The organism is Microbacterium flavescens (assembly GCF_018588945.1).
GTDB classification, from domain to species: Bacteria; Actinomycetota; Actinomycetes; order Actinomycetales; family Microbacteriaceae; genus Microbacterium; species Microbacterium flavescens.
The window spans coordinates 636933-655975 of record NZ_JAFIWA010000001.1; the positions used below are offsets into that span (position 1 = coordinate 636933).

The window sequence follows — 19043 nt, forward strand, 5'->3', positions numbered from 1 at the left end:
GCCCCAGTCCGTCCGCGGACTCGGGGCGTTTCGTCTCGTTCACCACGCCCACCGATGGGGAACCTCATGCTGATCCTTCTTCCGCCCTCCGAGACGAAGCGGACAGGCGGGCGGGCACGGCCGCTGGACGCGGCATCCCTCGCCCTTCCCTCTCTCGCACCGCAGCGCGCCGCCGTCATCGACGCGCTCGTCGCGCTGTCGGCCGACGAGGCGGAGGCCGCGCGGGTGCTCAAGCTCGGCCGCACGCAGCTCGGCGAGGTCGCTGTCAACGCCGCACTGCGCGAGGCGCCGACGATGCCCGCGGTGGACCGGTACACCGGCGTTCTCTTCGACGCGCTGGACGCGGCATCCCTCCCCGCCGTCTCCCGTCGCTGGCTGGGCGCGCACGTGCGCGTGCACTCGGCCCCGTTCGGACCGATCGGCGCCCTCGACCCGATCCCGTCGTACCGGCTCGGGGCGTCGGCGTCGCTGCCGGGCCTGGCGAGTCTGCGGAACGTCTGGGCGAGCGCCGTCACTGCGGCTCTCGCCGCCGAGCAGCCGCGATTCGTGCTCGACCTCCGATCGGAGGCGTACGTGGGGCTGGGCCCGGTGCCGGCCTCCGTGCCCTCTCTTTACGTCCGGGTCGTCGCCGAGGCAGAGGCGGGAGCCGTGCGCGCGCTCAACCACTTCAACAAGCACGCCAAGGGAGCGCTCGTGCGGCGCCTCGCCGAGGACCGGCCGCGGGTGAGCTCGCCGGCGGGTCTTCTGAGGTGGGCGGATGCCGCGGGCCTGCGCGTGCGTGCGGGAGCACCCGGAGAGCTCGAGCTGTTCGCCTGAGCCGTCCGGGTCGCGTGGTGGTCAGCGCCGCGTGTGCTGCGCCGTGCGCTCCGTGTTCTCGGCGATCGCGATGAGCGCGACGACGGCCTCGATGATGAACCGCAGCAGGATGATCGCGATGAAGGCGACGAGCGGCACGATGATCACCGTCGCGATGATCGCCGTGACCCCCGCGCCGACGTTGAGCCACAGCAGCGACGCGCCGCCGACGATCCCGTTGACCAGGTACACGATGAAGCCGATCGCGATCGCGATGAGCCCGACGACATAGAACACGCTCGCGAGCCGGCGGGTGATGAAGGTGCGGAAGCTGATGTCGAAGAGCGCCGCGAAGAACCCGCGGCCGACCGCTGCGGCGTCGTCCTGCAGCGAGGTGGGCACGCCGGTGTTGTCGGGGTCGGTCGCCGGGTCGTAGGCGGGAGCGGATGCCTCGCCCGGCGCGCCCGCGGACCGCGCGGCTTCGGCGGCCGGCTGTTCGGGCAGGGGCGGGACGGGGGGAGTGGGGTCGGTCATGGTGATCCTTCCGCTGGCTTGTCCTGTCAGGGTATCGAGCGCGACGCCGGGGGTCAGCCCCCGAATCGCGACGTTTCTGCTGACATGCCCGCTCGGGCATCGCTAGCATGTGTCCCGCGGGGCGTGGCGCCCCGCTCGATGTGCGCGCACATCGACGATCGTTCCGGAGAGGACGTTCATGTCCAACGACGACTACGGAGTGGGAGGGCTGATCGCACTGTGGCTGGTGCTGCTGCCCTTCCTCTTCATCCTCGCGGTCGCGGCCTACGTGATCACGTCGTGGTTCTATATGAAGATCTTCGAGAAGGCCGGCGTGCAGGGCAAGTGGCGCGCATGGGTCCCCGTCTACAACTCACTGATCTTCGTCAAGCTCGGCGACCTCAACCCGTGGTGGCTGCTGATCCTGTGGGGTGCTGCCGGCTTCCTCTATTGGATTCCGGTGATCGGCCCGCTCTTCGGCCTGGCCGCGTTCATCTACACGCTGCTCGCCGCCTGGCGTGTCGGCCTGAAGCTGCAGAAGGAAGCCGTCTGGCTCATCCTGTACTTCTTCCTCTCGATCGTGTGGCTCGGCATCAACGCCTTCGACAAGTCGCGGTGGAACACCGCCATCCCCGCCGCACCGTGGGCGGGCAACTTCCTCGCCGACAACACGACGTGGTCGGGCATCCCGAACCAGGTGCCCGCGGGCGGATTCCCGCCCAACGCGGCCACTTCGCCGGGGAGCTACGGCGCGCCGGCCGGGTACCAGCCTCCGCCCGCCGGCTACCAGCCTCCGCCCGCGGGGTACTCCGCCCCGCCTGCGCCGCCGGCGGGGCCCGCCGCCCCGGCCGCACCGTACACGCCTCCGCCCGCTGCCGCGGAGCCGCCGGTGACGCCGCCCCCCACGGCGCCGGAAGCGCCCGCCGCGCCGCCGGCCGCGACCGAGCCCCCGCCCCCGACGGAGCCGCCCGCATCGACCGAGCCGCCCGCCTCCCCGGACGCTCCTCGGCCGTAAGCAGCATCGACGACCCTCCGCCCTCGCCGGCGGGGGGTCGTCGCGTTCCGCCTGCGCGAGCGCGGGCTAACGTGGAGGGATGACCTCCCCCGTTCCCTCGCGCCGCGTCGGCGCCTCCGGACTCCTCGTTTCTGCGGTCGGCCTGGGCTGCAACAACTTCGGCCGCGCGGGCACGCGCACCGAGACCCTCGAGGGCACGCGGGAGGTGCTCGACGCCGCGATCGACGCCGGCGTCACATTCCTCGACACCGCCGACATGTACGGCAAGGACCCCGGGCTGTCCGAGTCGCTCATGGGCGAGGCCCTCCGCGGCCGGCGCGACCACGTCGTCCTCGCGACGAAGTTCGGCCACTCCGGGCGCGACATGGGCTTCCCGATCATCGGCGCGAAGGCCTCGCGGTCGTACGTGCGGCGGGCGGTCGAGGCATCCCTCACCCGTCTTCAGACCGACTGGATCGACCTGTACCAGCTGCATACGCCCGATCCCGAGACGCCGATCGAGGAGACGCTCGACGTGCTCGACGACCTCGTGCGCGAGGGCAAGGTGCGCTACATCGGGCACTCCAACCTCTCGGGCTGGCAGATCGCCGAGGCGCACTACGTCGCAGCGCAGCGCGCCGGCATCCCGTTCGTGTCGGCCCAGAACCACTACAGCCTGCTCGCGCGCGCCGCCGAGCGAGAGGTGCTTCCCGCCGCCGAGCGGTTCGGGCTCGGCTTCCTGCCGTACTTCCCGCTGCACAACGGCCTGCTCACCGGCAAGTTCTCGCGCGACCACGCGCCGCAGGACTCCCGCATCATGCGGCAGCGCCGGCACGTGTGGACGGACGCCCCCTGGGACGAGCTCGAGCGGTTCCAGGCGTTCTGCGACGAGCGCGGGATCACGATGCTCGAGGCGACCTTCGGGTGGCTTCTCGCGAAGCCCGTGCTCGCGAGCGTCATCGCCGGCGCGACGAGTCCCGACCAGGTGCGCGCCAACGCCGCGGCGGCGACCGCGTGGGCGCCGACGGCCGGCGATCTGGCGTTCGTCGACAGGCTCTTCCCGTTGCCGGAGGACCCCGGCGCGAAGGTCTGACGCCGGTCGTATCTGCCCGCGGCGCGGACCGGGCTCGAGCACCGGCATCCGGCGCGCCATCCGGCCCCGCCGCCCAGGAGGCGGGGGAGGAACCCACTAGTATGTGAAGACGCGCCCGGACGCCGGGTCGCGCCAACTCGACCGGGAGGACAACGGCGTGCCCGAAGTATCCACCCAGTCGCATTCGGTAGCTGTTCCGGGCGGAACCATCGAACTGGCGTGGGCCGCCGTCACCGATACAGGTCGTCGGCGCGAGGTGAATCAGGACGCCATGTTCGCGTCCTACCCCCTGTTCGTCGTCGCCGACGGCATGGGCGGTCACGTCGGCGGCGAGATCGCCAGCGCCAGCACGATCGACCGGCTGAAGGTCGTGGCGGGCGCCGGAGACGTCACGCCGAAGGCGATCGAGAAGGCGCTGTCGCGTGCGGTGAAGGACATCGCCTCCCATCCCGAGGCGACCGACGACGGCACCGGAACCACCCTGACCGGGCTCTACCTCGACACCAGCGGCGAGACCGCGCATTGGGTCACGCTGAACATCGGCGACTCGCGCGTCTACCTCGTGCGCGACGGTGCCATCGTGCAGATCACCACCGACCACTCGGTGGTGCAGGAGCTCATCGCCTCCGGCCGGCTCAGCCCCGAAGAGGCCGAGAACCACCCGTACGGCAACGTCATCACGCGCGCCGTCGGCCCGAGCGAAGGCGTCATCCCCGACTACGTGCGCCTCGACGTCGCCGAGGGCGACCGGTTCGTGATCTGCTCCGACGGGCTCACCAAGGAGCTCACCGACTACGGCATCCGTCACTTCCTCGACGAGAATCCCGATCCCGCCGACGCGGCGATGGCGATGCTCGACGCGGCACTCGAGAACGGCGGCCGCGACAACATCACGATCATCGTGCTGGATGTCGGGTCGGCTGCCGGGGCCGGGGCCGACGACGAGGCGCGTGAGGCCGGCGATCGCGCCGGCGGCGATTCCTCCCCAGGCGACGACTGACGCCCACCGTCCACCGGCGTACCGACGCGCGCCCCTCCCGGACGCGTCCCGCTCTGTACTGAGGTGTGCGCTTCGCCACCACCCGCCCCGCCGAGACAGCTCGGGCGCCGGCCATCGACCCGCTCCCGGCCGGCCACCGGCATCCCGAGCAGCTCACCCTGCCGTCGGCATGGCAGCCGCCGTCGCGACCGCCGATTCCGATCGTGGCCGCGATCGTCCCGGTCGTCGGAGCGATCGGCCTGTGGATGGTGACGGGATCGGTGCTCTCGCTGTGGCTCGCCGCGCTCGGTCCGCTGATCGCGGTGGCCACGATGGCCGATGCGGCCCGCAGCGCTCGCAGGGACCGACGGCGTCACCGGGCCGATGCCGCCCGCGTACACGCCGAGGTCGCTCAGGCCGTGACCCAGCGCCACGACGACGAGCGCCGGCGGGCGTGGGCGAGGCATCCGGATGTCGCGTCCTTCCTCGGACGCGCCGACGAGGTCTGGCGCCGTTCTCCGGGTCGCGACGACGTCGTCGTGATCGGCGAGGGGGAGATCCCGAGCGCGGTGCGGGTCGCGGGAGGCGAGGGCGATCCGACGGCCGCTTCCCTCCGGGCGCGATCGGCGCAGCTGTCGCACGCGCCCGTGACGGCGCCCCTGGCAACCGGTGTGGTCGTGGTCGGCGCGGAGGTGATCGCGGCAGCGGTGCAGCGGGCGCTCGTCCTGCAGGTGTGCCTCGCGCTGCCGCCCGGTGAACTCGCGGTCGTCGGGCAGCTGAGCGACGACCTCGCCTGGCTCGACGCGCTCCCGCACCGAGCGGTCGGCGCGTCCCGGCGACTCGCCGTCGTCGGCCGGGGGGCGACGGTGCCCGCCGAGGCCGACATCGTGATCGGGCGGTGCGCGCCGGGCGACCCGCTGCCGCCACGGTGTGCCACGGTGCTCGCCGTCCGGGGTCCGGAGTCGGCGACGGTCGAGCGTGAAGGGGAAGCGGTCGCTGTACGCGTCGAAGCCCTCGCGGTCGAGCAGGCGACGACGATCGCCGGAATGCTCGCCGACCGGGCCGAGCGGGTCCTCGGCATGCGCGGCCGCGAGAGCGGCCCGGTGGCGCTGGCCGACGTCGTCCTCGATCACCCGGGGCCTCACCGGCCGGGCACGCTCGCCGCGGTCGTGGGTCTGGAGGGGCGCGAGCCCGCCGTGATCGATCTCGTCACGGACGGACCGCACGCCGTCGTCGCCGGTGTCACGGGCTCGGGCAAGAGCGAGCTTCTCATCACCTGGATCCTCGCCCTGTGCCGCACACGCACGACGAGCGAGGTGACGTTCCTGCTCGCCGACTTCAAGGGCGGTACCGCGTTCGACGCGCTCGCCGCGGTGCCGCACGTGACGGGTGTGATCACCGACCTCGACGGAGCCGGCGCGCGCCGGGCGATCGAGAGCCTCCGGGCCGAGGTGCGGTGGCGTGAAGGCGAGCTGGCTGCGGCGAGCGCCCGCGACATCCTCGATCCGCGCGTCGCGCTGCCGCGGCTCGTGGTGGTCGTCGATGAGTTCGCGGCGCTGCTCGGCGATCATCCCGAGCTCCATGCGGTGTTCGCCGATGTGGCAGCCCGCGGCCGCGCGCTCGGCATACACCTGGTGCTCGGCACCCAGCGGGCGTCGGGCGTCATCCGCGACAGCCTCCTCGCGAACTGTCCGCTGCGCATCAGCCTGCGCGTGACGGATGCCGGCGACAGCCGCAGCCTCATCGGCACCGACGAAGCCGCGCTCCTGCCGGGCGGTCCGGAAGGACGCGGCCACGCCCTCCTTCGCAGGGCGAGCGACGCGCGGCCCCGACCGGTGCGCATCGCCCTGTCAGGCGCGACCGACATCGAGGCGGCGGCAGCGCAGGGCGGCGAAGGCCGGCCCCGACGCCCGTGGCTCCCTGGGCTCCCTGCACGGCTCTCACTCGCCGAACTGACCACCCAGGCACCGGTCGGCGACGCGATCATCCTCGGACTCGCCGACGAACCCCATCTCCAGCGGCAGCGAGCGGCGACCCTGCGGATCGGCGATCGCGGCCTGCTCGTGCTCGGCGGTCCCGGCGGGGGTGCGACGAACGCCGTGACCCTCGCCGCCGTCCAGGCGCCGGCGGCAGTCGTACGGATCCCCCCGGACCCGGAGGCGATGTGGGATGCCATCGTCGCGCTGGACGCTGCCCCGCCTCCGCCGCGGACCGTGGTGTGCATCGACGACCTCGACGCGGTCGGCATGCGCCTCCCGCCCGACTACGCGCAGGCGGCGCACGAGCACGTCGAGACGCTCCTGCGTCGCGCGGGGTCGGACGACATCCTGGTCGTGGCGAGTGCGCACCGCCTCGCCGGAGCCGTCGCGAGAATCGCCGATCTCTTCCCGAAGCGACTGCTGCTGCCCTTCCCCACGCGGACCGAGCACATCGCCGCGGGCGGCGACCCCTCCGCGTTCGATGCCGGGGCTCCACCCGGCCGTGGGACGCTGAACGGCATGCTCGTGCAGGTCGCGGTCTCGCCGCGGCACCAGGATGCTGCGCGGGAATCGCCTCCCGAGTGGTACCCCACCGCGCGGCTGACCGCTTTCGCGACGCGACGCTCGCCGGCCGCGCGGGGTGCCCTGGCGGAATGGGAGGGGCGAGGCATCCGCTCTCTCTCGGTGGACGCGTTCACCGCCGACCCTGCCGTGACGGCGGATGGGCCGATCGTGGTCGTGGGTGAGCCCGATGACTGGCAGCGGCACTGGCGGCTGCTCGCCGACGCGCGCGGCGACCACGACCTCGTCGTCGACACCTCGTGCGCCGCCGAGTTCCGCCTCCTGACGGGCGCGCGCGCCCTGCCGCCGTACTGCGAGCCGGGTCGCGGACGGGCGTGGCTGATCTCCGCCGGAGCCGACGCCGTCCGCATCGTCCTTCCGTCGGCACAGGTCCGGCCGAACCGTCGCCCGAGTGGCCTTGCTTCCCCACCGGCCGCCCCCTAGCGTCACTGTGTGCCTACAACCCCGCCTGCGCCCACGACCCCGATCAACCTCCGGCGACCGGAAGGAAAGGGACTCGCCACGGGGACACTGGGACTCTGGGGATCGACGGTCATCGGCCTCGCCTCGACCGCCCCCGTCTACTCGCTGGTCGCGACGCTGGGCTTCGTGGTGCTCGCCGTCGGCGCACAGGCGCCGATCGCCTTCGTCATCGCGTTCATCCCCATGCTCTTCATCGCCTTCGCGTACCGCGAGCTCAACAACGCGGTGCCCGACTGCGGCACGACCTTCACGTGGGCCACCAAGGCCTTCGGACCATGGGTCGGCTGGCTCGGCGGATGGGGGGTTGCAGTCGCCGGCATGGTCGTCCTCGCCAACCTCGCCCAGATCGCCGGGATCTACTTCTGGGCGCTGATCGACGGCGTGGTCCGCTCGTCCGAAGACGCCCTCCTCTCCGAGAACGTGCCGCTCGTCACCGCGACCGGCGTCGTGTTCATCGCCGCGATGACGTGGGTCAGCTGGCGGGGCGTCGAGATCGGCGAGCGCATCCAGAACGTCCTCCTCGCGATCCAGTACGCGGCGCTGGCGATCTTCGTCGTCGCGGCCCTGTGGCAGTTCTTCGACGGGTCAGCGCCCGACCCGACGCCGTTCGACTGGTCGTGGTTCAACCCGCTCGCCTTCACCGAATGGGGTGGGTTCGTCGAGGCGATCCTGCTCGCGCTCTTCATCTACTGGGGCTGGGACACGTGCCTGGCGCTCAACGAGGAGACCAAGGACCCCAAGCGCATCCCCGGCCGCGCGGCCCTGCTCACGACGGTCATCCTGCTGTTCACGTACGTCGGCGTCACGATCGCCGCGATGATGTACGCCGGCCTGGGAGAGACGGGCACCGGGCTGGGCAACGAGGCGAATGCCGATGACTTCTTCCTCGGGATCAAGGACGGCCTGCTCGGCCCGCTGGGGTGGGTGCTCGTCGTCGCGGTGATGATCTCGGCGATCTCGTCGACGCAGACCACGATCCTGCCGACGGCCCGCGGGACGCTGTCGATGGCCGCGTACAAGGCTCTCCCGCGCCGGTTCGCCACCGTGCACCCGCGCTACAAGACCCCGTCGTTCTCGACGCTCGTGATGGGCATCGTCGCCATCATCTACTACGTCGGCATGACGCTCATCAGCGACAACATCCTGCAGGACTCGATCCTGTCCCTCGGCCTCGCGATCGCGTTCTACTACGCCATCACCGGGTACGCGTGCGTCTGGTACTTCCGTCGCGAGCTCTTCACGTCGGCGAGGAACTTCTTCTACCGGTTCCTCTTCCCGCTCCTCGGCGCGCTCATGCTGACGTACGCATTCGTCCAGTCGGCGATCGACATGTACGACGTGGACTACGGCTACACGGTGCTCCTGGGCATCGGGGGCACCTTCGTCATGGGCATCGGCGCGCTCGCGTTCGGCGTGCTGCTGATGTTCCTGTGGTTCTTCTTCCCGCGGTCGAAGCCCTTCTTCCGCGGGGAGAGCCTCAACCGCGACACGCCGGTGCTGGTCCCCGAGGATCCGGCCGACTACAGTCGCTCGATCGACGGCGGACTCGCCTGATTCCGGCGACGATCCGGTAACGCCTCTGGAGAGTCACCGGATCGTCCCCCTAGGATGACGGCGACCGATCCACGACGAGAAGGGAGTTCCGTGATGGCCGTTCCTGTAGCGCGCCCTGTCCGCTTCCCTTCCTTCGAGACCGCCGACTGACATCGCAGGCGGTCTCCGTCTTCCGGAGCATCGCCCCATGGCTTTCGACCCCTTCGGCGCGTCCGCCGATTCCCTGAAGTTCCTCGACGCCGAGCCCGGCGCGGGCCAGCGCTGGTCCACCTGGCCGGCATCATCGCCCACCGAGCGCGGCCCTCTGCCGCATCCCGCCTGGCTCGAGACATCGGCGGCGGCGTTCGACACCGAGCTCGGCATCGTCAAGACCGGCAAGGAAGCCGACGTCTTCCTGCTCGAACGGGCCGTCCCGGGCCAGGACGGCTCCGCGCTGGCAGCCAAGCGCTACCGCACCCCGGATCGCTCCGACTTCCAGCGCTCGCATCAGTACGAGGAGGGCCGTCGGCTCCGCAACACCCGCGACGCGCGCGCCGTCGCGGGAAAGTCCTCGTACGGCAAGTCCGTGGCCGCCGCCCACTGGGCATCGAGCGAGTTCGCCGCGCTGCGCACGGCCTGGGAGGCAGGCATCCCCGTCCCGTACCCGGTGCAGCTCAGCGGCACCGAGCTGCTGATGGAGTTCATCGGACACGGGCGCACAGCGGCGCCGCGGCTCGCGCAGGCGCGGCTCACGACAGACGAGTACGCGGATGCCTTCACCCAGGTCGTCGCGATCCTCGGAGCCTTCGCGCGCAGCGGGCACGCGCACGGCGACCTGTCGGCGTACAACCTGCTCGTCCGTGACGGTCGCGTGATGGTGATCGACCTGCCTCAGCTGGTCGATCTCGCCGCCAATCCCAGCGGCGTCGACTACCTGCACCGCGACGTCGTCAACGTCTGCACGTGGTTCCGCCGGCACGGGGTGGACGCCGATGCCGAGGCGCTCTTCGCCGACCTCGTCGCCCAGCTCTGGTGAGCCGGCCGACGAGGTCGGTCGGCGAATCAGGCGAGCGCGGACTCCAGGGGCGCGAGCTCGAGGCCGTGTGCCGTTGCCACACCGGCATTGACCACGCGGCCGCCCACGGTGTTCAGGCCGCCCGCGAGCGCGGCATCCGCCCGCAGCGCCTCCTGCCAGCCGCGGCGCGCGATCTGGCGGATGTAGGGGAGCGTCGCGTTCGTGAGGGCCGAAGTCGACGTGTTCGGCACGGCACCGGGCATGTTCGCGACGCAGTAGAAGACGCTTCCGTGCACTGGGAAGGTCGGGTCGGCGTGCGTGGTGGGACGCGTGTCCTCGAAGCAGCCACCCTGGTCGACGGCGATGTCGACGAGCACGCTGCCCGGCCGCATGCGCGACACCATCTCGTTCGTGACGAGCTTCGGCGCCTTGGCCCCGGGGATGAGCACCGAGCCGATGACGAGGTCGGAGTCGACGACCGCCTTGTCGAGATCGAACGGGTTGGATGCCGCCGTCTTGATGCGGCCCTGGAAGTGGTCGTCGAGGTACCGGAGGCGCTGGACGTTCGTGTCGAACACCGTGACGTCGGCGCCCATGCCGACGGCGATCACGGCGGCGTTCGCTCCGGCGACACCGCCGCCGATGACGGTGACGCGCGCCGGGCGGGTGCCCGGGACGCCCGACATGAGGAGGCCGAGTCCACCGGCGGAGCGCATGAGCGTCGCGGCCCCCACGGTGGGCGCGAGGCGTCCGGCGACCTCGCTCATCGGGGCGAGCAGCGGCAGCCCGCCGCCGGCGACCTGGACCGTCTCGTACGCGATCGCGGTCACGCGGTCGTCCACCAGCCGCTCGGTGAGCGGTCGATCGGCGGCGAGGTGAAGGTACGTGAAGAGGACGAGGTCGTCGCGGAAGTACGCGTACTCGCTCGCGATGGGCTCCTTGACCTTCAGCAGCAGCTCGGCGCGTGCCCACACCTCGGCCGCGTCGTCCAGCAGAGTCGCCCCGGCCGCGGCGTACTCCTCGTCGGGCATGGACGAACCCATGCCGGCGCCGCGCTGCACGAACACCTCGTGGCCTGCGGCGACGAGGTCGTGCACGCCGGCGGGCGTCAGGGCGACCCGGTACTCGTTGTTCTTCACCTCGGTGGGGACGCTGATCCTCATCGTGTGATCCTTTCCGCTCCGCCATTGGAGCGCTCGGGCTCCTTGTGGGAGCGCCTCTAGAAAGCGGGGCGGATCGCCCCGACATCCTGCCCGCCGCCGGAGACCGACAGGGGAAGCTTCTGCATGGTGGCCGCGACCTCGCTCGCGGCCAGGGCGCCCGCGCGCTCGAGCAGCCGCAGCGCGACCGCCGTCGCCGCCCGGCCGCTGCCGTCGAGCATCTTGAGGGCGACGGTCGTGCCGTCGGGAGCCACCATGACCATCACGCCCTCGGCTCCGCCCTTGGCGAAGACGCCGAGCTGCTCGTTGACGACGGTGTCAGGGCGGCCGGGGCCGTCGATCGTCCAGGGGTTCTCGCGGACGGCCTGCACGAGGGTGCCGGCGCTGCGATGCAGCGCGAAAGGCGAGGTGGGTGACGAGTTGCCGATGCGGTGGATCGCCCGCGCAAGGCCGAACAGCGTCGTCGCATACACCGGGGCGCCGCAGCCGTCGATCGCGGTGGCGGCGGTCTTCTCGCCGAGGAGCCGTTCGACGACCTCGCGGACGTGGAGCTGGAGCGGATGCCCGGGAGAGAGGTAGCCGGCGGGATCCCAGCCGTTCGTGACACAGGCCAGCAGCATGGCGGCGTGCTTGCCCGAGCAGTTCATGCGGATGCGCGAAGGCTCGGCGCGCTCGCGCACCAGCTCGTCGCGCGTGGCCGTGTCGCCCGGCCAAGCGGGGGGACACTCCAGTGCGTCTTCGCCGAGGCCGGCGGCGTGCAGGATGTCGAGGGCGACCGCCGCATGACGGTCGGTGCCGGAGTGGCTGGCCGTGGCCAGGCCGAGGCGCTCGCCCTCGAGCGGAGCGCCGGCGGACAGGCACGCGAGCGCCTGGAGGGGCTTGAGACTCGAGCGGGGGAGGATCAGCGCAGATGGGTCGCCGAGCTTGGTGTGAATGGTGCCGTCGGGCGCGAGAACGATCGCGATTCCGGCGTGACGGGACTCGACGAAGCCACTGCGGTCGACGACGGCCAGCTCGACGGCGTCGGCTGCGGCGAAGGTCTGCGGCACCCCGCCAGCCTACCGCCGTGGCCCGTCGCCACTGCATGACAGACTGTGCACATGTGGGGAGAGCATCGATACTCCGTCCGGACGACGTGGACCGGAGACCGGGGCACCGGCACGTCGGGCTACCGCGACTACGACCGCGCCGTCACGCTCGACATCGACGGCAAGCCAACGGTCCTGGCATCCGCTGACAAGCCCTTCCGGGGCGATCCGTCGCGGTGGAACCCCGAGGATCTGCTCCTCGCGTCGCTCAGCGAGTGCCACCTGCTGTCCTACCTGCACGCGTGCGTTCAGGCGGGGGTCGTCGTGGTCGGCTATGAGGACGACGCCTCCGGAGTCATGGTGGAAGACGGTCGCGGCGGGGGCGCGTTCCGCGAGGTGGTGCTGAGGCCGCGCGTGACGGTGACAGAGGAGTCGATGGTGGATGCCGCGACCGCCGCGCACGCTCAGGCCAACGCCTGGTGCTTCATCGCCAACTCCGTGAACTTCCCGGTGCGCCATGAGCCGACGATCGAGGTCGCCGGAGTCAGCGGCGCTCGTGGGGCAGGACCTGCTTGATGCGCTCGATCGGGTTCTGGGCGGGCGCCTCGTTGTAGGCGTTCGCAAGCTCTTGGCCCGACAGCGCGTGGATGGCGCTCATGATGTCGTCGGTCGCCAGACGCCGCGCCTTGCCCGATGTCGCGGGGCCGTGGTGGGCCAGGTCGAGCGGCTCGCCGAACTTCACCGTCACGCGGTGCTGCAGTGAAGGGCGCTTCGCGCCGACGGGCATGACGTCGTCGGTGCCGACGAGGCCCACGGGAACCACGGGAGCGCCGGTCTGCAGTGCGAGGAATGCCACCCCGGTGCGGCCCTTGTAGAGGCGGCCGTCGAGCGAGCGCGTGCCCTCGGGATACAGCGCGACGGCCTTGCCCTGCTCGAGCAGCACGCGCTGCTGATCGAGGGCGTCGAGTGCGGCCTGGCCGGCCCCGCGCTGCACCGGAATGGCGCCGATCGCGGTGAAGAACTCGCGGGAGGCCCAGCCCTTGACCCCGGTCCCGTCGAAATAGCTCGCCTTCGCGAGGAAGTGCACCGGCCTCGGCGCGGCGACGGGGATGGCGATCGAGTCGAGGAAGGACAGGTGGTTGCTGGCGAAGATGACCGGACCGCTCTTGGGCACGTTGCCGCGGCCTTCGATGTGGGGGCGGTAGACCACCCGCGCCAGCGGAGTGAGCACGAATCGGCCGAGGAAGTACGTCGCTCCCATGCGGGTCGCATCCGCCTCCGCGGGTGCGACGGCGGACGGTTCGTCCGCTTCGGGCACCAGGTCGGAAGTCACCCGTCGAGGGTACTCCCCATTCCATTCCGGTATCGGCATAGCGCCTTCCCAGCGCAGACAGAGGAAAGATGCGGGAGGATGGGGGTTCCCCTGTTATCGACTCGAGGTTTCATCGTGCGCATTCGCCCGCTCGCCGCCCTGTCCGTCGCCGCGCTCTCCGCGGTTCTGCTCGCGGGCTGCGCCGGCGGCACGCCCGATGCAACCCCCACGCCGTCCGGCACCGGAGCCGGAGCCGATCTGTGCTCCGTCGCCGCACCGTCCGGGGACGTGTCGGAGAGCGTCACCGTTTCGGGTGAGGTCGGGGCCGAGGCATCCGCCGAATTCGAAAGTCCTCTCGAGGTGGCCAGCGCAGAGCGCACCGTCATCGTCGAGGGCGACGGCGACGCCATCGAAGAGGGTTCGCTGGTCAACTACGCTGCGACGATCTTCGACGCGTCGACCGGCGAGGTCCTCGAGGCGAGCGGCTACGACTCCGAGATCCCGCCTGCTCCGGTGACCGTCGGATCCGGCGCGGACCAGTTCTTCGGCTGCGCCACCGTCGGATCGCGGATCGTCATGGCGGTTCCTGCGACCGAACAGGCACCCGCACTGGTCTGGGTCCTCGATGTCCTCGGAATCGCGCCGACCGCCGCATGGGGTGAGCCGCAGGAGCCCGTCGAAGGCATGCCCGAGGTGGAACTCGCCGAAGACGGCACGCCGTCGGTGACGATCCCCGATGCCGACGCTCCGACCGAGCTGGAGGTCGCCGTCCTCAAGGAGGGTGACGGCGAGGTCGTCGCGGAGGGCGACACGACCACCCTCCAGTACTACGGCGTCGACTGGGAGACGGGCGAGACGTTCGACGACTCGTGGAGCAAGGGCGCGCCGATCTCGCTGCCCGGCAACACCTACGTCCCCGGCTTCGTCGAGGCGCTCGTCGGCCAGCCGGTGGGCTCGCAGGTGCTCGTCGTCATCCCGCCCGCCCAGGCGTACGGCGAGGCGGGGGAGAGCGACCACGAGCTCGCGGGCAAGACGCTCGTCTTCGTGATCGACATCCTGTCCACGCAGCACGCGGACGCCGCCGCCGAATAGTCGGTCGCTAGGCTGATCCGATGCGGCGCGTCCTCGTCCTCGGCTCGACCGGTTCGATCGGAACCCAGGCACTCGATGTCATCCGGGCCAATCCCGGACGCTTCGAAGTCGTGGGGCTGTCGGCGGGGTCTCAGCGTGAGGCGCTGCAGGCGCAGGCCGACGAGTTCGGGGTCGAGAGCATCGCGCTCGGCGCCGTCGAGGCAGAGCAGCTGGTTCGGGATGTCGAGGCCGACGTGGTGCTCAACGGCATCACCGGGTCGGTCGGCCTCGGCCCGACCCTTGCGGCGCTCGAGCGCGGGCGCACGCTGGCGCTCGCGAACAAGGAGTCGCTGATCGTCGGCGGCGACCTCGTGACGGCGATCGCGCAGCCTGGCCAGATCGTGCCCGTCGACTCGGAGCACTCCGCGATCGCGCAGGCGCTGCGCTCGGGCGACCGGTCCGAGGTGCGGCGGCTGGTCCTGACCGCCTCGGGTGGGCCGTTCCGCGGCCGCACCAGGGAGTCGCTCGCGAGCGTGACCCCGGCGGAGGCACTCGCCCACCCGACATGGGACATGGGGCGGGTCGTCACGACCAACTCGGCGACGCTCGTCAACAAGGGCCTCGAGGTGATCGAGGCGCACCTGCTGTTCGGCGTGGCCTACGCCGACATCGACGTCGTGGTGCACCCGCAGTCGATCGTGCACTCGATGGTGGAGTTCTCCGACGGGTCCACGATCGCGCAGGCGTCGCCGCCCGATATGCGGCTGCCGATCTCGCTCGGCCTGGACTGGCCGCACCGGGTCGCCGGCGTGGGGCGCCCGCTGGACTGGACGGCCGCGGCGTCGTGGACGTTCGAGCCGCTCGACGAGACTGCCTTCCCCGCCGTGCGCCTGGCGAAGCGCGTCGGCCGGGCCGGCGGCACCTTCCCCGCGGTGTTCAACGCCGCCAACGAGCAGGCGGTGGACGCGTTCCACGAGGGCCGCCTCGGATTCACGGGCATCGTCGACACCGTCGAGCGGGTCGTCGAGGCGCACGAGGCGCCGGACGCGCTGACGCGGGAGTCGCTCGCTGAGGCCGAGCGGTGGGCCCGCGAGGCCGCCGATCGTGCCATCGCCGCGGCATCCGCCGACTGACTCCTCGTTGAGCGTCCAGGACGCGCCGCGCGCGCTGCGCTCGCGACGGCGCGTCCTGGACACTCAACGGGGGCTTGACGCGCCCGGTCGTTAGGCAGAGCACGCCCGTGCCGGGTCGTTGAGCGAGCGAAGCGAGACGAAACGCGTCAGCGCGCCGGCTACGCCGGGCGCTCGGGGTCGGACGCCGGGGTCTCGTCCGCGGGGTAGGGCACCGGCCAGTGCGGCTCGGGCACGGGCCACCCTGCATCGCGCAGGGCGCGACGAGCGAGCTCGCGCGCGGAGTACGGCGTGCGGACGCCGCGGATGTCGCGGTAGTCCTGGTGTCCGGGTCCGGCCCAGAGGATCGCGTCGCCCTCGCCGACGAGGGCGACGGCCTCGAGGATCGCGCGCTCGGGAGGCGAGAACTCGAGGATCTCGCCGTCGGGCTGCGCGCGACGCGCGCCCTCGATCAGCGTCGCGCGGATCGAGTCGGGGTTCTCGTGCCGGGGGTGGTGGTCGGTGACGACGAGGATGTCGCTGCCCTCGACCGCGGTCCGCCCCATGTCGTGACGCTTGGTCGCGTCGCGGTCGCCGTCGGCGCCGAACAGCATGACGACCCTGCCGGGTGTGACCCTGCGGACGGCGGCGAGCGTCTTCTCGAAGGCGTCGGGGGAGTGGCCGAAGTCGACGTACACCGCGGGACCGGTCTCGCCGGAGACCAGTTCGGTGCGCCCGGGCAGGTAGGCCTCGATGCGGCTGCCGTCGAGGGTGTCGACCATGCGCTCCCACGCGTAGCCGCCCTCGAGGATCATCACGATCGCGAGGCCCGCGTTGGCCGCCATGTGCCGGCCGATCACGGGGACGAGCGTCGTGAGGCTGCGGCCGTCGCGTGCGGTGAGGCGGAACTCGGTGCCCACCGGGCGCTCGTCGAGGATCTCGACGACCCAGTCGGCGTCGGCCGCGGCATCCGGATCCGATGCCAGCGCGGGCGTTCCCACCGTGACGGTCGGCACCTGGCTGCGCGCGACGACCTCGGCGCCCTGCTGGGAGTCGACGCACACCACGGCGCGACGAGACCGGTCGGGCAGGAACAGCGGCAGCTTGGCCTCGAAGTACTCGCGCATGTCGGCGTAGTCGTCGAGGTGGTCGTGGGTGAGGTTGGTGAAACCGGCGACGTCGAAGACGATGCCGTCCACTCGGCGGCGGCTGAGGGCCTGCGCGCTGACCTCGACAGCGACGGCCTCGACGCCGCGCTCGCGCATGAGGGCCAGCAGCGCATGCATCTCGTAGGCCTCGGGCGTCGTCAGCCGCGACACGATCACCTGTCCTGCGATGTGGCGCTCGGCCGTCGAGGAGAGTCCCGTGACAGCACCGAGCTGTCCGAGGATGCCCTCGAGAATGTGCGAGACGCTCGTCTTGCCGTTCGTGCCGGTCGTGCCGAAGAGGATCGGCAGGCGGTCGTCGCGTCCGGTGCCGTACACCCACGCCGAGAGGTCGCCGAGGAAGCCCCGGGGGTCGTCGACGAGCACGACGGGAAGCCCGCTCTCGGCGGCCGCATCGGCACCGGCCGCGTCGGTGACGACGGCGACGGCGCCCTTGCCCGCGGCGGTGGTGGCGAACTCGGCGCCGTGCCGGTTGACGCCGCGAACCGCCACGAAGACGTCGCCGGGGCGGAGGTCGGCGGTCGCGAGGGTCACGCCTGTGAGCGTCACGCCGGCGGTCTCGCCGCGCACCTCGACGCCGAAGCGTGCGGCCAGTTCGTCGAGGGTGTGAACGGGCGGCGCGTCCGGTCGGAGGACGGGGGGAAGGTTCGAAGGCGCGTCGGTCGGCATGGCGCAACCATCCTCTCATCCGGAGGGCGTGAACCCACGCCCCTCCACAGCCGAAGCCGGCCGAGGAGGACGCCGGCGGACCGGCGCCCTCCCCGTCGGCTCAGCCTCGGTCGGCCTTCGCCACGCGCCCGCGGACGAGCACGATCACGAGCGCCGCAAGGCCGGCGACGAGGCCGCCTGCCGCGAGCCAGCGAGCCACGGGATCCGCGTCCGTCGAGGCGGCGTCTCCGGCATCCGTCGATCGGGCATCCGTCGACGCGGCATCCCCGCCGTCCGCCCCTACGTTCCCGCCGTCGGCCGCGGCGTGCCCGTGAGCGTCGTCCGCCGATCCGACCTCACCGACCGCGACGACCGGCGCGGGGGACTCCAGGTCGTGCGGGTCCTGTCCCTCCTCGGCGATCTCGGCCCAGGCGGTCTCGCCCTCGGCGCAGATCTGCGTCACGGGGAAGGCCAGCTGCGTGTCGGCGGCCGACTCATCGAACAGCACGTCCATCGACACGGTGGCCTTGAGGCCGTCCTCCACCGGGGTGTCGCTCGTGAAGGTGACCTGGGTCGGGATGCCGTCAGCACCCGAGTCGCGTGAGATGGTCCAGCCGCCCTGCACGATCGGCGTCGCGTTGCCGACGCCCTCGGGGATGTCGATGACGAGCGCCGTCGTGGGGGAGCCGTCGCATCCGTGGGAGAAGGCGAAGGTCAGCGTCTCGGTCGAGCCGGCGGACGCTGTGCCCGGATCGACGTGGACGTGCGCCGAGGCGGCGAGCGGCGCGGCGACGGCGAGCGCGAGGCCGGCGGCCGCGCCGAGGGCGAGGCGCATGCCACGACGTGCGGGGCGGATAGGGGAAGGAGTGGTGCGGGAGGTGGTCATGTTCGTCTTTCGTCAGAGGGCGCGGGCGTGCGATCGCCGCCTCGCGCGGGTGCAGGAGACATCGGTCCTCGCGCGTCGGGTGCGGGACCGGTGGGATGCCGCGGTCAGAGGGCCGCGAAGACGGAAGACGGCGGGCCCCGCCGCGAAACGTCGGAGAGGACGATGCCGACGGCGTGGTGCAGCACTCCACCGCTGAAAGCGGCGCGCGCACGCACCCCCGCGATGACCACAGGCGCGTCGGCGCGACGGAGCACTGAGCGGATGCCGCGGCCCAGGGCACGCAGCATCCGCTCACCGAAGTAGAGGACGAGGAGCGTCGCCGCAGCGGCGACCAGGTGGCCCGCCAGCATGGCGCCGTCGGGCAGGAGCCCTCCCGACGGAGCCCCGCCATCGAGCCGCAGGTCGTGGACGTGGCCGCGCAGCCCGGCCGGGTCGACGCCGGCGGTCATCGCGAACGCGACGTGGAACAGCGCCTGGCTCGCCACCACGGCGGCACCGACGCGCCACGCCGAGAGCCGGCGGCCGATCAGCGCGATCGCCGCGGGCGACGCAAGGATGCCCAGCACGCCGACGAGCACGGGCGACGGGGCGCCTCCGCCGGCGAGGGTGTGGGAGGTCGCCGCGATGATCGTCGCGATCCACGCGGCCGCGGCGCCTCGCAGGGCGCGAACGTGGCGTGGGGTCACGGGATCCTCCTGCCCAGAGCCTAGGGGAGCGC

Annotated in this window: 17 protein-coding genes; 10 read left to right on the plus strand and 7 right to left on the minus strand. The window is 71.8% G+C overall.

What is annotated here, in order from left to right; translation table 11 throughout:
* The first annotated feature begins 66 nt into the window (after window positions 1-66).
* Entirely contained in the window at window positions 67-816 is a 750-nt protein-coding gene (locus JX005_RS02965) for a YaaA family protein (protein WP_214465894.1), read from the plus strand.
* 21 nt (window positions 817-837) lie between these two features.
* On the opposite strand, the gene JX005_RS02970 is transcribed toward JX005_RS02965, so the two are convergent.
* Window positions 838-1329, minus strand: a complete 492-nt coding sequence (locus JX005_RS02970; RefSeq protein ID WP_214465895.1) for a DUF4282 domain-containing protein — start codon at window positions 1327-1329, stop codon at window positions 838-840.
* A gap of 178 nt (window positions 1330-1507) precedes the next feature.
* Between JX005_RS02970 and JX005_RS02975 the strand changes: the two genes are divergently transcribed.
* From JX005_RS02975 to JX005_RS03000, 6 genes are all read left to right on the plus strand, one after another.
* The gene (locus JX005_RS02975; protein ID WP_214465896.1) at window positions 1508-2323 is read left to right on the plus strand and encodes a DUF5684 domain-containing protein; all 816 of its coding nucleotides are present in this window, start codon (window positions 1508-1510) and stop codon (window positions 2321-2323) included.
* Window positions 2324-2402: 79 nt separating this feature from the next.
* Window positions 2403-3395, plus strand: coding sequence for an aldo/keto reductase (locus JX005_RS02980; RefSeq protein WP_214465897.1), 993 nt, complete (start codon window positions 2403-2405; stop codon window positions 3393-3395).
* A 157-nt stretch (window positions 3396-3552) separates the two neighbouring features.
* Window positions 3553-4395 (plus strand): PP2C family protein-serine/threonine phosphatase, encoded by an 843-nt coding sequence (locus tag JX005_RS02985; protein WP_214465898.1) that lies wholly within the window; start codon window positions 3553-3555, stop codon window positions 4393-4395.
* Between the two features lie 65 nt (window positions 4396-4460).
* A complete protein-coding gene (locus JX005_RS02990) occupies window positions 4461-7358 on the plus strand; it encodes an FtsK/SpoIIIE domain-containing protein (RefSeq protein WP_214465899.1) in 2898 nt (965 codons plus the stop codon).
* Between the two features lie 9 nt (window positions 7359-7367).
* Window positions 7368-8951 carry an APC family permease gene (locus JX005_RS02995; RefSeq protein ID WP_307858481.1) on the plus strand — a complete coding sequence of 528 codons (1584 nt, stop codon included), beginning with the start codon at window positions 7368-7370 and terminating at the stop codon, window positions 8949-8951.
* A 187-nt stretch (window positions 8952-9138) separates the two neighbouring features.
* The gene (locus JX005_RS03000) at window positions 9139-9966 is read left to right on the plus strand and encodes a serine protein kinase RIO (RefSeq protein WP_214465900.1); all 828 of its coding nucleotides are present in this window, start codon (window positions 9139-9141) and stop codon (window positions 9964-9966) included.
* A 26-nt stretch (window positions 9967-9992) separates the two neighbouring features.
* Here JX005_RS03000 and ald read toward each other — a convergent pair whose 3' ends face one another.
* Complete coding sequence (ald, locus tag JX005_RS03005; RefSeq protein ID WP_214465901.1) at window positions 9993-11108, minus strand: alanine dehydrogenase; 1116 nt, start codon at window positions 11106-11108, stop codon at window positions 9993-9995.
* 56 nt (window positions 11109-11164) lie between these two features.
* Window positions 11165-12154 carry an asparaginase gene (locus tag JX005_RS03010; protein ID WP_214465902.1) on the minus strand — a complete coding sequence of 330 codons (990 nt, stop codon included), beginning with the start codon at window positions 12152-12154 and terminating at the stop codon, window positions 11165-11167.
* Between the two features lie 51 nt (window positions 12155-12205).
* Between JX005_RS03010 and JX005_RS03015 the strand changes: the two genes are divergently transcribed.
* Entirely contained in the window at window positions 12206-12709 is a 504-nt protein-coding gene (locus tag JX005_RS03015) for an OsmC family protein (RefSeq protein WP_214465903.1), read from the plus strand.
* Here JX005_RS03015 and JX005_RS03020 read toward each other — a convergent pair.
* On the minus strand, window positions 12678-13394 hold the full coding sequence (locus tag JX005_RS03020) for a lysophospholipid acyltransferase family protein (protein ID WP_246533518.1): 717 nt from the start codon (window positions 13392-13394) through the stop codon (window positions 12678-12680). The two genes, JX005_RS03015 and JX005_RS03020, sit on opposite strands and share 32 nt — an antisense overlap.
* A gap of 186 nt (window positions 13395-13580) precedes the next feature.
* On the opposite strand from JX005_RS03020, the gene JX005_RS03025 reads away from it, so the two are divergent.
* Window positions 13581-14537: an FKBP-type peptidyl-prolyl cis-trans isomerase gene (locus JX005_RS03025; protein ID WP_214465905.1), complete on the plus strand. Its 957-nt coding sequence runs from the start codon at window positions 13581-13583 to the stop codon at window positions 14535-14537.
* Between the two features lie 20 nt (window positions 14538-14557).
* On the plus strand, window positions 14558-15649 hold the full coding sequence (dxr, locus tag JX005_RS03030; protein WP_214465906.1) for a 1-deoxy-D-xylulose-5-phosphate reductoisomerase: 1092 nt from the start codon (window positions 14558-14560) through the stop codon (window positions 15647-15649).
* Between the two features lie 158 nt (window positions 15650-15807).
* Here the strand turns inward: dxr and JX005_RS03035 are convergent, their stop codons facing one another.
* From JX005_RS03035 to JX005_RS03045, 3 genes are all read right to left on the minus strand, one after another.
* Window positions 15808-17460, minus strand: a complete 1653-nt coding sequence (locus JX005_RS03035) for a Mur ligase family protein (RefSeq protein ID WP_214465907.1) — start codon at window positions 17458-17460, stop codon at window positions 15808-15810.
* Window positions 17461-17560: 100 nt separating this feature from the next.
* Complete coding sequence (locus JX005_RS03040) at window positions 17561-18325, minus strand: DUF1775 domain-containing protein (RefSeq protein ID WP_214465908.1); 765 nt, start codon at window positions 18323-18325, stop codon at window positions 17561-17563.
* Between the two features lie 104 nt (window positions 18326-18429).
* Window positions 18430-19011, minus strand: a complete 582-nt coding sequence (locus JX005_RS03045; protein WP_214465909.1) for a hypothetical protein — start codon at window positions 19009-19011, stop codon at window positions 18430-18432.
* Between the last annotated feature and the right edge of the window lie 32 nt (window positions 19012-19043).

Bases quoted from the DNA above. Each gene is read 5' to 3' on its own strand.
- dxr (WP_214465906.1), top strand. From the start codon at position 14,558: ATGCGGCGCGTCCTCGTCCTCGGCTCGACCGGTTCGATCGGAACCCAG.
- ald (WP_214465901.1), bottom strand. From the start codon at position 11,108: ATGAGGATCAGCGTCCCCACCGAGGTGAAGAACAACGAGTACCGGGTC.
- JX005_RS03035 (WP_214465907.1), bottom strand. From the start codon at position 17,460: ATGCCGACCGACGCGCCTTCGAACCTTCCCCCCGTCCTCCGACCGGAC.
- JX005_RS02980 (WP_214465897.1), top strand. From the start codon at position 2,403: ATGACCTCCCCCGTTCCCTCGCGCCGCGTCGGCGCCTCCGGACTCCTC.
- JX005_RS03000 (WP_214465900.1), top strand. From the start codon at position 9,139: ATGGCTTTCGACCCCTTCGGCGCGTCCGCCGATTCCCTGAAGTTCCTC.
- JX005_RS02975 (WP_214465896.1), top strand. From the start codon at position 1,508: ATGTCCAACGACGACTACGGAGTGGGAGGGCTGATCGCACTGTGGCTG.
- JX005_RS03020 (WP_246533518.1), bottom strand. From the start codon at position 13,394: ATGGGAGCGACGTACTTCCTCGGCCGATTCGTGCTCACTCCGCTGGCG.
- JX005_RS02970 (WP_214465895.1), bottom strand. From the start codon at position 1,329: ATGACCGACCCCACTCCCCCCGTCCCGCCCCTGCCCGAACAGCCGGCC.
- JX005_RS03015 (WP_214465903.1), top strand. From the start codon at position 12,206: ATGTGGGGAGAGCATCGATACTCCGTCCGGACGACGTGGACCGGAGAC.
- JX005_RS03040 (WP_214465908.1), bottom strand. From the start codon at position 18,325: ATGACCACCTCCCGCACCACTCCTTCCCCTATCCGCCCCGCACGTCGT.
- JX005_RS02965 (WP_214465894.1), top strand. From the start codon at position 67: ATGCTGATCCTTCTTCCGCCCTCCGAGACGAAGCGGACAGGCGGGCGG.